Source organism: Symbiopectobacterium sp., assembly GCF_047692315.1.
GTDB lineage: Bacteria > Pseudomonadota > Gammaproteobacteria > Enterobacterales > Enterobacteriaceae > Symbiopectobacterium.
On sequence record NZ_JBLLJS010000028.1, the window covers coordinates 74,106 to 88,733 of the forward strand.

Below are 14,628 nucleotides of genomic sequence, written 5' to 3' on the forward strand. Positions count from 1 at the left end.
GGTTCTGCATCGGCGTCATTGCAAGATGTCATGAGAATGGATCCACTGCTGTTATCCATGCTGGTGACACAGCAGGTGATGACTGTTTCCAGCAGTAATGCGAAGGCGCTCTGTGAACAATTATCGCGGGCGACCGATCTGCAAACTTTCCTTCGGAATAAGCAGGTTGAAAAATATCAGGAGCAGATCAACAAGTCGATTGAACAGGCGGATCAGGTGCGTAAATCCGCGCTGTGTAGCGCCGTATTCGATTGGATAACCAGTGCCATTGAGATTGGGATAGGCGTATTTAAACTGGTAGAAGCGTGCGCGACGGCAGATCCACTCGCCTTTGCTGCCGCCGGCATTGCCTATTGCTCGGCGGGAGCGGCTGGAATCGTAAAAGGCGGTGCTGAGCTTGCCTTGGGGCTGGGGGCAAATAAAGCTGATTGTGAAGCCATTATTCACGCAGCAGGCACGGTACAAAGCACGTGTGAGTATGTCGCGATGGGGTTGGATATTTTGCAAATCTGCCATGGTATCTATGCGGCTCGAGGCTTGATCTCTGCGGCAGAAAAGGAAATAGGTAGCGGTGCGGGCAAAACGTTGGTTGAGGCGGCGGGCCAAAATAGCAGTGAGGTGGGTCAGCAGGTTAAACAACTTGCTGAAAACACGGCTAAACAATTTGTGGTTGAACTCGAAGCAACGCTTAAAGGCGATGTCAGTCAGTATTTGGCACGCACTATGGGCCGCAGTTCCACCTCTCAGTCGATCGAGTAGCTTGTAGAAAAAACCTTGGAAAGTGCACTCAAAAATACGGCGAAAGATGTTTTGGAAAAAGGTGCAGCAGCGGCAGAGAAAGAATTGCACAAGCGCTTTATTCGCTCGCTAGGTAAAGGGGTTGCCGCCCGCATAATTAAGGATGTCACTTTCCCCTGGTTAACAACGGCTCGCGCCGCGCTAAGTGGTGGGCAAAAAATAACATCGGGCGTTGCTCAGTGGAAAGCGGCAGATTTGCGCAAGGAGATTGAAGAACTAATCGTTATGCAACGCATTAATGACATCAAAGATAATTGGACGCAGGAACGTAAAAAGAATCAGGAAAAACAGCTTGGCGATTATTTACAACAGAACAGTACTGCTGTGAACAGCGCAACATCAATAATGGAAGATTACGGTGCCGTATTGGCAAAAATTGCCTGTAACCGCGCCTGAGGATATTTTATGAGCCAAAATAGTCTGTCGGTAGATGTATTTCCCGTTAGCGCTTCCCCAAGCCAACTCTCTTCTGTCTTATCACAAAAGACGGTTTCTGTAGCAGGGAAAAAGGAAAATACCTGTAGTGATGCAGAACTGAATGATTTTTTCGCGATGTTCGATCAATTATGGGGAACATTATTGAATCTTGCCCGGCGTTTGCGTGACGTTATGCGTATGTATAACGAAAAGAAACAGATATTAGGGTGGGGACTTGAAGTTAATGCACTTTCTACCAGTTTAAATGCTATTGAACATAGTTTTAATGCGGCAAAGGATAACGCGTTAGGAACGTGCTTAAGCGGATTTATGCAGTGTACGGGCGCACTTACCGGCGGAATGAATGATGGAAGGCATCGGCGGCGCTGGAGTCAGAGAACTCACTACTATGGGATTCAATGGTTTAGGATCAATGCTTAACGGCCTATTGTCCTTTGAGGCGGCGACGGAAAATCGCCAAGCGGAAATAGAAAGAGCGCTGGCTGATTTTCAAAGTAAAAACGCGCAATCCTACACCCGAAATCTCGATGATATTGTGCAAAAAGCGATTGATGTCATGCAGCAGATGATGGAAATGGGCCGCAAGATGGTCGAGGTGTTCAGCCAGACGCTTCATTCCCTTGCGAAGTAATGATGGAACGGTTGGAAGCACTTGTTAGCAGACAGCTGCAAGCTGTCGGATTAGCGCCACAGCCCGCGTTTTTATCGGGTTGTGGATTGCTTCTCGGGCAGCAAATTACGCTGTCCCCCTATCGCCTCGTCTTTCGTGTTCAGACCCACGTGCTGCTTATATGCTGTTTAACCCGGTTGCCTGATTACGCCTCACAGCCTTCGTCGTTACTGCGGTTATGGCGGTTGTTGCAAGTTGCCTTATCTCTGACTCCTGAGCTGACGTGTATCCGTATGCTAGTGATAACTGATGTACCGCCTTGGGAACTGGCACACTAGCGCCAAAAGCTAGTGCGGCTCCTGTGCAAAAAAGGCGCGGTAATGCGATCAATAGAAGGTGAGCGCTGGTTAGAGATCAGTATATGTCAGATTTTTCGTTGACTCGCCTGTAGTTGGGTTAAACACCGGATAGGCGGTGTGACAGGTTATAACGATAGTAGATATCAGCTAACAGATTATCAGGCAATCTGATATCCCAGGTAATCCGCTCGCATTATCCGGAGGTCGACGATGGATGTTCAACAACTCATTGATACGCTGTCCCGTCTGGCAAATCAGGCCGGACAATCAGTAAAAGATAAAATGAATGGCGAAGATTTAACCAATCCTGATGCCATGCTCAAGGCACAGTTTGCCGTTCAGCAGTATTCCACTTTTATCAACTACGAAAGCGCGATGATCAATACCATCAAAAATCTGCTTAGCGGGATTATCTCCAAGATATGACCGTACTTACGGCTAGTGAAAGACGGTTACTGCTTGAAGCCGCATTCGCTGGGGCTAATCACGGCTTGTTGCGCCAAGTGAGCGCGATATTGCCGGTGGTGCCGAATCTGGTCACCAATGCAGATGATTGTGCGGTTTGCACGGCTGTCTTGCTGCTGGGGATGAATACGCCTGAAGAGGCGAAACGCGTATTGGAACAGGTAAATACGCCGGAAGCTAAAGTGGTCATGAACTGCTTTTCATTATGAGTTTTTGCAATGATAACGGGGTACACCATGGACATGACACTCATGAATATTTCTCAGAAGGCATCGTCAGAGGGCAGTTGCGACAGCATCGATGCCGTGTCCGCGATTGATACACCTGAAAGCCCGATGGCGCAGACCTTTAAGAACATGCTGTATGCCGGAACGGTATCCGGTGCTGTAGAAACCCTATCGCCGGATCAGATGTTACAGCAGCAGGCAAAGATCTTGACGTTGAGCGTCGGTGTCGATCTTGGCGCAAAAGTCGCCGGTTCTGCGGCGCAAACGGTCAATAAACTGGCCAATATGACATGAACGCGTTCCGTTGTCTGGGCATGGCAATACTGGTTCTCATGCTGGAGGGATGCCGCGTTGAGCTCTATAACGGCTTGTCTCAGAGTGATGCCAATCAGATGTTGGCAATTCTAATGAACAATAACATCGATGCGGATAAGCAACCTTCGCCTGATGGCGGTGTGACGCTGCGAGTGGAACAATCCCAGTTTATTGATGCCGTTGAACTGCTGCGCATGGATGGTTTTCCACGCCAGCGTTACACCACGGTAGAAACGATGTTCCCGCCTAATCAGTTGGTAGTTTCACCGCGGGAAGAGCAGCAGAAGATTCTGTATCTCACTGAACAGCATATTGAAGAGATGCTCAGTCAAATGGACGGCGTGATACATGCCTCTGTTGCGATTGCCACCCATCACCCCAGTGACGATGTTGAAACCCGTTCTGGCGATACCACGTCGGTGGCGGTGTTTATCAAATATTATCCACGGGTGAATCTTGAAGAATTTATATTACAAATCAATAGCATGATTGAAAAAGCGATGCCCGGTGTCCAGTACGATCAAATCAGCATCTTGATGCAGCCTGCCGGCTATCGTGCTCGCGTGGCTCCGCCACCCAAATCTGTTGAAGAGAGAGCGATTCTGAAATGGCTATCCCGTTATCGGCAATATGTGACGCTAACGTTGATCCTGCTGGCATCGGCCCTGTTAATACTGGCTGTGTGGAAAGGCTGGCAGCAGATAAGGCCAGCAGGCCGGATGCGTTGATCTTGCGGGTACATCGCCATGTTTGGCAACCTGCCCGTTATGCACATCCAGATTGGTTTACGGCGCTGGGGTTTCATCGGCATGAGCGGTGGCGTTATGGCGAGTCTCCTGTTTTAGATAGTTCTCTTGACCGTGCATTACGGGCGCGACAGGGTATCGTCGCGCTGCCAGGGCGACTTGATGAACGACAGCGTCGGTTGGTCTCTCTGGCTCCGTCTATGCCGAGGTATGCGCTGGCGCTTGGGCTACTGGCCCTTGCGTGCAGAGACTATTTCCTGCTGCCTGACTATCGCAACGTGCTTCATCCTTGGCTGGATAACGATCTGCTCTGGCGTTTGTTTGGCATGTGCGACAACAAACGCTGCGCCCTTTTTTCACCGGAAAACGTTATTGACGCTGCGAATCGTATCGGCATCGCCATGCTTTACCGCGCCGCAAGGTGCGAACCCGTGCTTCAGGCGCTTTTGATACAACTGCCACCGCCGAGGCAGGCGCTGTATCCCCTGGCCCCTCTGGCAACGATGAATTTACTGGAGCGTATGCTATGCCGCTGTGTCGACTCCCATTGATTGAGCTTGATGGGCAACTTCCCGGTCTACCTGTGATCTCCGCCGCAATGCTGAACGATCGGCTGGCTTATGCCCACACTTTGCGTGATGCGCATAAAGAGGCCGCGGCCATCGTGAAAGCGGCGGGACACAAGGCAGAGCAATTGATACGCCAAGCGCGCAAAGCGCAGCGTCAGATTCAGGACGAGGCTTATGCCGAGTTCACTCGTTGTCAACAGGAGATCCTGGATCGCTGTGAGAACCAATGGCTGGCGCGGCACGTTGTGGCGTTGTGTGATGCTGTCATCGTGGAACAGCGTGTGGTGCAGGCAGTCGCCTCACGCATTCGCGTTGCTATGGGACACGTATTGAGCATCTGGTTTTCCCAACAGTCTGTTGATGACCTGCTGTGTGCGCGTTTGTCACAGCAGGTGGAACAACTGGCCATGGTTGAGTGCGCAACCTTGTAGATTCATCCTGACAGGGAGGCAAGCGTGCGTGATGCCTTCGGTGAACGGTTGGCGATAACCTGCAATCCGCAGTTAGCTGAGGATGAAGCGGTGCTGACATCTTCACAGCTTAGCGTTTCTTTCTCTCTCAGCCGCTACTTTCATCAGGTGCTGGAGTGGATAAGAACTGAGAACGACATGGCTGGCAGTGAGTGGCAGACAAGGATTGATGATGAAAATGCCTGAGTACTAAAATCTGGCAAGCCAGATTTTATCACCGCACCACGAACCGCACCAGGCATTGTCACCGCGTAATGCTGAATTCAGTCTGCCGCCGATGGACATGGCGTTGCTGGAACTGGAGGAAGCGGCAGGTGAGTCGCTTGATTCGACGCTGGAAGAAATGGGCATGGTGCTGTCTGGGCGCATGCGCGATGAAAAGCGGCTTGCATCGTCAGAAAGGCAGTTACGTAGACAGCAAGAGTTAATTGCATTGATACAACGTTTGCGTGAGCAAGAGGGCGATCTTCCGGCTTTTCTTGCTTCATCGTCAGAGGATAACAGCGTGGAGTTGGAGGGACTGCGGCGTATTTTTACCATGACTCAGCACCTCGCATCGGCCGCGTTGGATGAAAAGCGAAGAAAGGCGCTGAATGCGCAGTTGGCTCAGCTTATGGAAGAAAATGAGTGGGAAACTGCGCTGTTTGGCATGCTGGAACTGGGTACTGTCAGCAAGACGGTGCTGGCACCCATTGGCCGCTTATTCCAGCGCACGATGGATGAACAGGACATATCGTTATCGGAATGGTTTAAACGCATATTGGACTGGGCCGATCGCCAACGGCGAATCCGCGTGCTATTGCGCATGGCGGCATTTGAGCTCTCGCTCTCTGTCGGTGGCGCTCAGCAAGCCCGGTTGGCTACTGTACTGGTTCGCTTGCGCCGCTTATTGCTGTTTCTTGGCCTTGAACAGGAATGCGAAGAACAGGAAAAGCGCTATTCGTTACCTTCCCATTCACTGTTGGCCTTGTTGATTGATATCACACAGGAAAGCTGGCTGTTTGAGGAGTGGTTGCTCGCACGAATGTCTTCTCTGACATCCTGCCCAACGGTATTCAGCCGCATCGTGCGTTATCTGGATGTGCAATTCAGGCTGATACCGGATGCGTGTTTCAGCGATGAGGATCAGCGTGAAAGTATCCTTACTGTGCTGAGAAAACTTAAGGGTAATCAGGTGTTGTCTTGATTTCTCGTTGCTTCCTTCTCTGGGATTCTGTTACCGGACACGAGGGCAAAGACATCATGACATTAGATCTGTTCATCGAAAGAAATATCCAATGATTTATGCAATTGGCCGAGTTGGAAGAGCAGCCACCCTCTGCCGAAATGCAATGGCACGATCGGGGATTCCAAACTTTTCTCACCTTTCGCCAGGGGCGCATGCACATCAGCCAATGTCTGCTGGATCGTTGGCATGATAATGCGTTACTGCTCGTGGCACTACAGCGTGCCCACCCCGCCTGGTTTGCGGGTATTCCTCAGCGTATTTTCACGCTACGTCAAGGTATGGTGATCAGCTGTGCGCCAATGGCGGACAGCGTGGCGGAACAGTGGCTATGGCTTCACCGTCGCCAGCAGACCTTTTTGGAAAAATTATGCAAACCGACGTGATGAAAAAAGATAAGCTCCAGCGCTGGTTGCAGGTTTGCGCGGGCAGGCAAGACATTATTCTCGCCCTGGTGATGCTTATGGCGATTGTCATGATCACCCTGCCGTTGCCTAACTTTGTGGTGGATATCCTGATTGCCATCAATCTGGCTTTTTCTATCATCCTTCTGCTGTTCGCCATTTACATAAACGATCCGCTGGATCTGTCGGTTTTCCCTTAGCTGTTGTTGATTACCACACTTTATCGGCTCTCACTGACCATCAGTACATCGCGTCTGGTGCTGTTGCAGCACAATGCAGGCGACATCATCGATGCGTTTGGCCGCTTTATGGTGGGTGGGAACTTAACGGTGGGGCTAGTGATTTTCGCCATCATCACTATCGTGCAGTTTATCGTGATCACCAAGGGCACGGAACGCGTGGCCGAGGTGAGCGCCCATTTTTCACTGGATGGCATGCCGGGTAAGCAGATGAGTATTGATGGCGATTTGCGCGCTGGCGTGATCGATGCCGATCAGGCTCGTCAATTGCGTCTGCACGTGCAGCATGAAAGCCGTTTTCTTGGTGCGATGGATGGTGCCATGAAGTTTGTTAAAGGGGATGCCATCGCCGGTATTATTGTCGTGCTGGTGAATATTCTGGGCAGCATCACCATTGCCGTGGTGCAATATGGCATGTCGCTCGGGGAGGCGGTGCAAATCTACAGCGTACTCTCCATCGGCGATGGGCTGTGCGGCCAGATACCCTCACTGCTGATTTCGCTCAGCGCCGGTATTATCGTCACCCGCGTGCCGGGTGAGAAACGGCAAAATTTGGGGCGCGAGCGGGGAAACAGCCCCAGGCGTTGATTCTGGCGACAGTCGTGATGCTGCTGTTTGCCGTCATTCCCGGCTTCCCGTTTATCTATTTTTTCATCATGGCGGTGCTAACCGCTTTGCCTTGTGCGCTGCTATGGTATCGAGCCCGGCATCCGCAGTCAGCATCCGTGCCGCAAGGCAGTACTGACGATGATCTTATGGTGCCGAGAGCGAACCCTCTGACACTGTGCCTTGCGCCGAGTCTGCATTCGGACTCTCTGGCTCAAGAGATTGATACCCTCCGCAAAACTCTGTTTGACACCTTCGGTGTGCCCTTGCTAGATGTCTCCATCACTGTTGATCCTTGCGTGGCGGAGAACAGCATGACCGTGCTTGTCTATCAGGAACCCGTGTTCTCACTGGTGCTCCCTTCATCAGCACCTTGCATGATTTTCACTGCGCCGGGTGAGCCGGCTTCCACGTCAGAAACGCAGGTGTTGCCACGCGGGATGGGGAGAATCGCATGGTTGTCCACGGCTGCAGGACAAAGAGCACACGAAGCCGGGCAACGTGTGTTTACCGGTGACCAATGTCTTATTGCTTTGTTGCACAAGGTATTGGTGAATCACATGGCAGAATTTATCGGGGTACAAGAAGCGCGCTACCTGATGGATGCCATGGAGAAACGCTATGCCGAGTTAGTGAAAGAGCTTCAGCGGCAGATGCCCATCAACAAAATTGCCGAGGTGCTCCAACGTTTGGTCTCAGAGCATGTGTCAATCCGTGATTTGCGTCTGGTCTTTGGAACGCTGATTGAGTGGGCACCGCGCGAAAAAGATGTCCAGATGCTGACGGAATATGTTCGCATCGCGTTGCGACGCCATATTTTGCATCGCTTGATGCCTGATGGGGCAGCGTTGCGCGTGCTGCGTATTGGGGAAGAGATGGAGAATATGATTCGTGAGTCAATCCGACAGACCTCAATGGGCACCTACACCGCCTTAAGCCACGCGCAAAGTGCACTGATATTGCAGCTGATTACTGAAGCACAAACAAACTACGGCGAGTTTGCCATTGTCGCCTCTGTGGATGTTCGTCGTTTCCTGCGCAAGGTGATTGAGCAGCAACAATCCGACATCCCCGTACTGTCGTGGCAGGAAGTGGGTGAGCACTGTCTTATTCAGGTTGTGTACAGTATTGATCTTGATCCCGATACCCTTTGCGATGATGAAAGCTGAGTTTTCTTCTCTGGCTGATGCGGTAAGTCAACGACTGCACTGGTCCGGTCCACCGCCTGACGGCATCGACATGACGGGACAGGTGCTGCATATCAGCACGACGTTGTTGAAAGTGCGGTTGCCCGGCGTATTCATGGGGGAGCTTTGTCGGATTTTACCCAGTGGCTCCTTGGCCGAGGTGGTCGGGCTGGACGGCGAAGATGCGCTGTTATCTCCCTTCGCCAGTACCGTGGGTCTGTTTTGCGGGCAAAAGGTACAGCCGTTAAGACGACGCCAACAGGTTCCGGTCGGCGAGGCGTTGCTGGGTCGCGTGGTTGATGGCCTTGGGCAGATGTTGGATGGCAATGAGACGTGGCAAGGACCGTGGCGCGATTTTGATGCACCACCTCCGGAGGCACTGGTACGTGGGATTATCGATCGTCCTGTGCTAACCGGCGTGCGGGCGATAGACAGTTTGCTCACCTGTGGTGAGGGGCAACGTATAGGGATTTTCGCGGCGGCAGGAGTGGGGAAAAGCACCTTGCTTTCCATGCTGTGCCACGGCGCGGACTGCGATGTTATCGTTCTGGCTCTCATCGGGGAGCGTGGCCGCGAGGTGCGGGAGTTTTTAGAACATTCGCTTAACGAGGAGATACGACGTCGCTGTGTCGTCGTTGTCGCGACGTCAGACAGGCCGCCGTTGGAGCGCATGCGGGCGCTGTTTGTCGCGACCACCATTGCGGAGTCGTTTCGCGATCGGGGCAAGCGCGTATTGTTGTTGGCGGATTCACTGACGCGCTATGCCCGTGCCGCGCGGGAAATCGCCGTTGAAGCGGGCGAACGCGTGGCGGCGGGCAGCTATCCCCCGGGGGTATTTGCGGCGCTACCGCGCTTGCTGGAGCGAACCGGCAAGGGACGCTGCGGGAGCATTACCGCGTTCTACACCGTGCTGGTGGAAGGGGATGACATGAATGAACCGTTGGCCGATGAGGTGCGTTCACTGCTGGATGGGCACATCGTTCTGTCACGGCAGTTGGCCGAGGCCGCGCATTTTCCGGCGATTGATGTCCTTGCCAGTGTGAGCCGTACTATGCCTAGCGTCACAAGTCAGAAGCATCTGGCGCTTGCCAATGATGTGCGCCGTTTGCTCAGCGTTTATCGCGAGGTCGAGCTACTGGTGCGGGTGGGGGAGTATCAGCAGGGTGAGGATCCACTCGCCGATCTGGCGGTAAAAAAGCACGCCGCTATCAATGCGTTTTTACAACAGCAGGAGAGTGAATCATGTCATCACGACGAACTGTTGCAACAACTCAGTACGCTGATAATGCATTGATGCTGCAAGATTTATTAGCCATCAAACAGCGTCGGAAAACCGCTTTGCGCCGACAGATGGCGCAACAACAGTCCCTGTTTCATCAATTGGAACAGGATATGCGTACCTGTTTGGCGAGCCGTGCGTTGCTAGCAGAAAAACGAAACGCGTGGTTGGCTTGGTCCGGCATGCGTATGAGTGATGAACTGTTGGCACAGAAGCAGACACTGATGGAACTGCACGATAAGGATCAGCAGTGGGTGGCACACCAACGTGCTTTGTCTGACCAGCAACATGCCGTATTGGCACGACAAGACGCGGTAAGGCAAGCTTTGCGTACTGTCATGAAAAAAAAGGAAAAACTGTGCAGCGTGCTCAACAAAAGCGGCAACGTACGATGAGTACCTATCCATGAGCACGACACGCATTGAAGGGTGTCTGTGGCACTCGCTGCCGGAACGGGATGAGCGTGATACTGATTCGGCGATGGACGGCCAGAAGTTTTTGCAACTGATTACGCAGAGGGCAACGCACTCCACACATTCCTCCCTTTTGCCTCATGTTTATCGCCGACAGCGTTATCGCATGGTAAGCAAAAGCGGGGAAGGGATTGTGTGTGAGGTCAGCGAGCGAGACGGTGAATTTCACCTTTGTATTCAGGTGCCTGAGCGCGAGTTGTTCGACACCCTGAGCCTTGTTTCATCCTGGCTTTGCGCCCGTTTGCGCGAGGCAGGGCATGCCGTTTTTCTGGAGGTGGAATATGTTAAGGATCACCCGAGAAGCGTGGAACCTGGCGCAGAATCTTCCTTCTGAGGGCGTTACCGTTGGTGAGTTGCATATCGGGTTACAAACCTGGATGCATGCTCAAACAGGGAAAGTTATAGAGATCTCCTTTGCCGAGGGTGCGCCCGTGAGCCATGTTTGGTTAGATGACGCAGGGTGGCTGGCATGGTGCGAACAGCAACTTGGTACTGCTGATGTGGAAACGGTAGATAGCCTATTGATCGAGGATATCGCTGAATGGGCGTTATCTCCGTTACTGGCTCAAAGCAACGCCCGTGTTGTGCGGCAGAATGCCTCACCGCGACCTTGCACCTATCTGCCCGAACAATGGGGGATCGTGTTTACCTGGCAGGTGGAACAGGTTGCCTTTCAGGCTGTGCTGTTCGGCAATACCGACATCGGGTTTAAGCACCTGTGTGCGTTGCTTCCGCCGGATGTCGAACCTACAGGCGCATTGCCGCCGTTGCAGTGCACTCTTTACGCCGGGGAGTGCGAACTGCCCCTTTCTGCCTTACGGCGACTGGCGCTCGGGGATGGCATTGCCATGCATCCTTTCGGCGATGTGCGTGCGGGACATTTTGTGCTGTCGCCATTGCTGGAAAGTTCGGCCCATGTCCAGATAAACGGAGATAACGCCATGAAATTTACTGCGTTAGGCACCGAGCTTGAAAACAGCGCCGTTGAAATACCGGATGAGCCTACTGGTGCAGGATCCATGCCTATCGCTCTTGATGCGCTGCCGCAAAAGCTTTTGGTTGAAGTTGGGCAGGTGACGCTGACTCTCGGCGCGCTGCGAACGCTACAAGTGGGTGATACGGTAGCAGTAAACGCAGAGTTCACGCCTGACGTGACGCTGAAGTTAAATGGTCGTGCGGTAGGCAAAGGGGCGCTGGTTGGCTGTGGCGATCGTTTTTTAGTGCAAATCCGGCAACGGTATCTCACTGCACAAGATTAAAATTTGGGGGGAGAAGATGGGGTGAATGCCCGGTAGGTGCGTCTGGTTTAGCCGAGGTATAAGGGGCGTCAACGCTACACCGTGGATATAACATGTCGCTACCAGACTCCCCCTGGCAGTTGATTGCGCTGCTGTTTGTGCTCTCGCTGCTGCCGCTGATTATCGTTATGGGAACCTCGTTTCTCAAATTGGCGGTGGTCTTTTCCATTTTGCGTAATGCGTTGGGGATCCAGCAGGTGCCGCCGAATATGGCGCTGTATGGGCTTGCGCTGGTGTTGTCGCTGTTTATTATGGCGCCGACGCTGCTGGCAGTTAAAGCGCAGTGGCATCCGGTAGCCGTTGAGGGCGAACCTGCCTGGATGAGCAGTTGGGACAGCCAGGCGCTCACGCCCTATCGCAACTTCCTGTTAAAAAACACCGAAGACAAGCAGGTGCATTACTTTCAGAGCCTGATCGCGAAAACCTGGCCCGAAGAGGCGCGCTGTGCGGTGAAAGATGACTCATTACTGATTTTGCTGCCCGCATTCACGGTCAGCCAATTGACCCAGGCATTTCGTATCGGGCTGTTGATCTATCTGCCGTTTCTCGCCATTGACCTATTGGTGTCCAATATCCTGTTGGCGATGGGTATGATGATGGTCTCCCCCATGACCATTGCATTGCCGTTCAAGCTGTTGATTTTCCTCTTGGCCGGTGGCTGGGACCTGATTCTTTCCCAGTTAGTGCGGAGTTTCGTATGAATGAAGCCACCCTGACTCACCTGATGACTCACCTGATGACGCAACTGTTGTGGATTGTCTTGCTCACGTCATTGCCGGTCATTGTCGTTGCGTCTGTTGTCGGGATCCTGGTCAGCTTGTTACAGGCACTGACGCAGATACAGGATCAGACCCTACAGTTCATGATTAAACTGCTGGCCGTGGCGTTGATGCTGATGGCCACTTACCACTGGCTTGGCGGCATCCTGCTGGGATATACGCGCCAGGTGTTATTGCAAATAAGTGTGCACGCATGAATCCGGTTATTAACCAAGAGATCGCTCATCTGGCTTTTCTCATGATGCGCCCGCTGGGAATGACCTTGCTGTTCCCGCTGTTGCAGGCTGGAAATCTGGGGTCGCCGTTAGTAAGAAATGCGGTGTTAATGGCGATTGCGTTGCCAATGATGCCCGTGGTGCCTGTTCCAGACGATTTAGGGGCGGGATGGACATGGTTGAGCTATATTCCCGGTGAGTTGCTCATCGGGCTGGTATTGGGCTTCTGTGGCGCAATTCCCTTTTGGGCCGTGGACATGGCGGGATTTATTATCGACTCGCTGCGCGGCGCGACCATGAGCGCGGTATTCAATCCGGCGATGTCCGTTCAGTCTTCACTTTTGGGTTTGTTATTCAGTCAGTTTCTTTGCGCGCTGTTTTTTATTAGTGGCGGCATAAATTTGCACCTTAGCGTGCTGTATGACTCTTACCGTTACTTACCGCCAGGCAACACGCTGACGTTTAATCAGCCGCTGCTGGACTTTATCAAGGTGGAATGGCAGACGCTCTACCGCCTGTGCCTGAGCTTCTCCTTGCCGGCTGTGTTGGTGATGGTATTGGCAGATTTGGCGCTGGGGCTGTTGAACCGCTCGGCGCAGCAATTGAACGTATTCTTTCTGGCTATGCCTATCAAAAGCATGCTGGTATTGCTGCTGTTGTTACTGTCACTGCCCTATGCGTTGCACCACTATCTGGTGGAAAGTGAAAAAATCTACCGGCATGTTGGCGAGTGGTTAGCCCAGCATGAGTGAGAAAACGGAACAGCCCACCAAGAAAAGACGACAGGATGGTGAAAAAGAGGGCCAGGTGATTAAAAGCGTTGAGCTGACATCCGGTGTTCAACTGCTGGCTTTGTTTCTCTTTTTTCATTTCTTTTTCGATGTGTTGGTACAGGACATCAAGTTGCTGATACAAGAATCCATTCGTGTGGTTAATGCCCCTTTCTCCTATGCGTTGGGCACGATTGTGCGTGCGCTATTCATGGAGTGTGGGCAGATGTTGCTCTATCTGGGTGCAATGATAAGTTTTGCCACAGTTGCCAGTGTGTTGATTCAAATAGGTTTTGTCATCGCCAGTAAGGCGGTGGGTTTCCGTGGTACCAAACTTAATCCGGTGAACAATCTCAAACAGATCGTGTCATGGCGCAGTGTGATTGAACTCATCAAATCCTGTTTGAAAGTGGTGCCGTTGTGCGTGATTTTTCTCTTACTGTTTTATGCCTATGCGTCGACTTTTCGCTCGTTACCTTACTGTGAACCTCACTGCGCGTTACCGACCTTTTCCGCCATCATGCGTTTTATGTGGCTTGGCATGCTTGGCTTTTATCTGGTGCTTGCCATCGTCGATTATAGCTATCAGCGTTTTCATACCTTGAAGCGGCAGCGAATGAGCAAAGAAGACATAGAACAGGAAAACAAGAACAGAGAGGGCGACCCCCATATTAAACAGCGGCGTCGTGCGCTACAGCGCGAAGTGCAGAGCGGCAGTCTGGCACAAAACGTCAGACAGTCAGCGGTGATTGTGCACAACCCGACCCATCTGGTGGTTTGCCTTGGATACGATCCCGTTACGATGCCCGTACCGCGCGTTTTGGAGAAGGGAAGGGATGCCATGGCAGAACACATTGTGGAGCTGGCACAGCGTGAGGCTATTCCGATGGTGGAAAACATCCCGTTGGCACGGACGCTGTTTTATGATGTAAAATGTGGCGAGCGCATCCCGGATACACTTTTTGAACCCGTCGCCGCACTGTTGCGTATCGTCTTGCAGATCGACTACGCGTCTCGTGAAGGGGAAAACGGGAAAACAGGTGGCTGAAAGGCAAAAAAAAGACCGGGCCAAGGTTCGGTGCCGGTCAAAGCGCAAAGAGAACCATAATGGAGATGTGCTCTTTGCAAAATCAATAAATAACGCGCGCTTATTGAG

19 protein-coding genes and 2 pseudogenes are annotated in these 14,628 nt (G+C 52.3%); all 21 read left to right on the forward strand.

From position 1 onward, the window contains the following. Positions 1-57: 57 nt before the first annotated feature. Positions 58-1,194, forward strand: a pseudogene (gene sctE, locus ACMZI0_RS17060) (type III secretion system translocon subunit SctE). 9 nt (positions 1,195-1,203) lie between these two features. Next, positions 1,204-1,656 carry a hypothetical protein gene (locus ACMZI0_RS17065; protein WP_415673838.1) on the forward strand — a complete coding sequence of 151 codons (453 nt, stop codon included), beginning with the start codon at positions 1,204-1,206 and terminating at the stop codon, positions 1,654-1,656. After that, entirely contained in the window at positions 1,625-1,867 is a 243-nt protein-coding gene (locus ACMZI0_RS17070) for a hypothetical protein (RefSeq protein ID WP_415673839.1), read from the forward strand. Before ACMZI0_RS17065 ends, ACMZI0_RS17070 begins: the two co-directional genes overlap by 32 nt. A gap of 548 nt (positions 1,868-2,415) precedes the next feature. Beyond that, positions 2,416-2,631: a type III secretion system needle filament subunit SctF gene (sctF, locus tag ACMZI0_RS17075; protein WP_195313771.1), complete on the forward strand. Its 216-nt coding sequence runs from the start codon at positions 2,416-2,418 to the stop codon at positions 2,629-2,631. Further along, positions 2,628-2,879 carry an EscG/YscG/SsaH family type III secretion system needle protein co-chaperone gene (locus ACMZI0_RS17080; protein WP_415673840.1) on the forward strand — a complete coding sequence of 84 codons (252 nt, stop codon included), beginning with the start codon at positions 2,628-2,630 and terminating at the stop codon, positions 2,877-2,879. The genes sctF and ACMZI0_RS17080 overlap by 4 nt, the downstream gene beginning before the upstream one ends. A gap of 27 nt (positions 2,880-2,906) precedes the next feature. Then, positions 2,907-3,191: a type III secretion system inner rod subunit SctI gene (gene sctI, locus ACMZI0_RS17085; RefSeq protein ID WP_415673841.1), complete on the forward strand. Its 285-nt coding sequence runs from the start codon at positions 2,907-2,909 to the stop codon at positions 3,189-3,191. Next, the gene (ssaJ, locus tag ACMZI0_RS17090; RefSeq protein ID WP_415673842.1) at positions 3,188-3,940 is read left to right on the forward strand and encodes an EscJ/YscJ/HrcJ family type III secretion inner membrane ring protein SsaJ; all 753 of its coding nucleotides are present in this window, start codon (positions 3,188-3,190) and stop codon (positions 3,938-3,940) included. Before sctI ends, ssaJ begins: the two co-directional genes overlap by 4 nt. A 2-nt stretch (positions 3,941-3,942) precedes the next feature. Continuing rightward, a complete protein-coding gene (locus ACMZI0_RS17095) occupies positions 3,943-4,509 on the forward strand; it encodes a type III secretion system domain-containing protein (protein ID WP_415673843.1) in 567 nt (188 codons plus the stop codon). Continuing rightward, positions 4,485-4,958: a hypothetical protein gene (locus ACMZI0_RS17100; RefSeq protein ID WP_415673844.1), complete on the forward strand. Its 474-nt coding sequence runs from the start codon at positions 4,485-4,487 to the stop codon at positions 4,956-4,958. The genes ACMZI0_RS17095 and ACMZI0_RS17100 overlap by 25 nt, the downstream gene beginning before the upstream one ends. Positions 4,959-4,982: 24 nt before the next feature. Then, the gene (locus tag ACMZI0_RS17105) at positions 4,983-5,183 is read left to right on the forward strand and encodes a hypothetical protein (RefSeq protein WP_415673845.1); all 201 of its coding nucleotides are present in this window, start codon (positions 4,983-4,985) and stop codon (positions 5,181-5,183) included. A gap of 55 nt (positions 5,184-5,238) precedes the next feature. Then, on the forward strand, positions 5,239-6,183 hold the full coding sequence (locus tag ACMZI0_RS17110; protein ID WP_415673846.1) for a SepL/TyeA/HrpJ family type III secretion system gatekeeper: 945 nt from the start codon (positions 5,239-5,241) through the stop codon (positions 6,181-6,183). 98 nt (positions 6,184-6,281) lie between these two features. After that, on the forward strand, positions 6,282-6,608 hold the full coding sequence (locus tag ACMZI0_RS17115; protein ID WP_415673847.1) for a type III secretion system protein SsaM: 327 nt from the start codon (positions 6,282-6,284) through the stop codon (positions 6,606-6,608). Beyond that, positions 6,593-8,640, forward strand: a pseudogene (locus tag ACMZI0_RS17120) (EscV/YscV/HrcV family type III secretion system export apparatus protein). The gene ACMZI0_RS17115 and the pseudogene ACMZI0_RS17120 overlap by 16 nt, the downstream one beginning before the upstream one ends. A 10-nt stretch (positions 8,641-8,650) precedes the next feature. Continuing rightward, positions 8,651-9,952 carry an EscN/YscN/HrcN family type III secretion system ATPase gene (locus tag ACMZI0_RS17125; RefSeq protein WP_415673983.1) on the forward strand — a complete coding sequence of 434 codons (1,302 nt, stop codon included), beginning with the start codon at positions 8,651-8,653 and terminating at the stop codon, positions 9,950-9,952. Then, complete coding sequence (locus tag ACMZI0_RS17130) at positions 9,952-10,332, forward strand: hypothetical protein (RefSeq protein ID WP_415673848.1); 381 nt, start codon at positions 9,952-9,954, stop codon at positions 10,330-10,332. The genes ACMZI0_RS17125 and ACMZI0_RS17130 overlap by 1 nt, the downstream gene beginning before the upstream one ends. A 10-nt stretch (positions 10,333-10,342) precedes the next feature. Further along, complete coding sequence (locus ACMZI0_RS17135) at positions 10,343-10,744, forward strand: Secretion system apparatus protein ssaP (RefSeq protein ID WP_415673849.1); 402 nt, start codon at positions 10,343-10,345, stop codon at positions 10,742-10,744. After that, complete coding sequence (locus ACMZI0_RS17140) at positions 10,692-11,669, forward strand: YscQ/HrcQ family type III secretion apparatus protein (RefSeq protein WP_415673850.1); 978 nt, start codon at positions 10,692-10,694, stop codon at positions 11,667-11,669. Before ACMZI0_RS17135 ends, ACMZI0_RS17140 begins: the two co-directional genes overlap by 53 nt. 92 nt (positions 11,670-11,761) lie before the next feature. Continuing rightward, positions 11,762-12,409: a type III secretion system export apparatus subunit SctR gene (gene sctR / locus ACMZI0_RS17145; RefSeq protein ID WP_415673851.1), complete on the forward strand. Its 648-nt coding sequence runs from the start codon at positions 11,762-11,764 to the stop codon at positions 12,407-12,409. Beyond that, complete coding sequence (locus ACMZI0_RS17150) at positions 12,406-12,684, forward strand: EscS/YscS/HrcS family type III secretion system export apparatus protein (protein ID WP_415673852.1); 279 nt, start codon at positions 12,406-12,408, stop codon at positions 12,682-12,684. The genes sctR and ACMZI0_RS17150 overlap by 4 nt, the downstream gene beginning before the upstream one ends. After that, positions 12,681-13,454 carry an EscT/YscT/HrcT family type III secretion system export apparatus protein gene (locus ACMZI0_RS17155; RefSeq protein WP_415673853.1) on the forward strand — a complete coding sequence of 258 codons (774 nt, stop codon included), beginning with the start codon at positions 12,681-12,683 and terminating at the stop codon, positions 13,452-13,454. The genes ACMZI0_RS17150 and ACMZI0_RS17155 overlap by 4 nt, the downstream gene beginning before the upstream one ends. Next, positions 13,447-14,520, forward strand: coding sequence for an EscU/YscU/HrcU family type III secretion system export apparatus switch protein (locus ACMZI0_RS17160; RefSeq protein WP_415673854.1), 1,074 nt, complete (start codon positions 13,447-13,449; stop codon positions 14,518-14,520). Before ACMZI0_RS17155 ends, ACMZI0_RS17160 begins: the two co-directional genes overlap by 8 nt. The last annotated feature ends 108 nt before the right edge of the window (positions 14,521-14,628 follow it).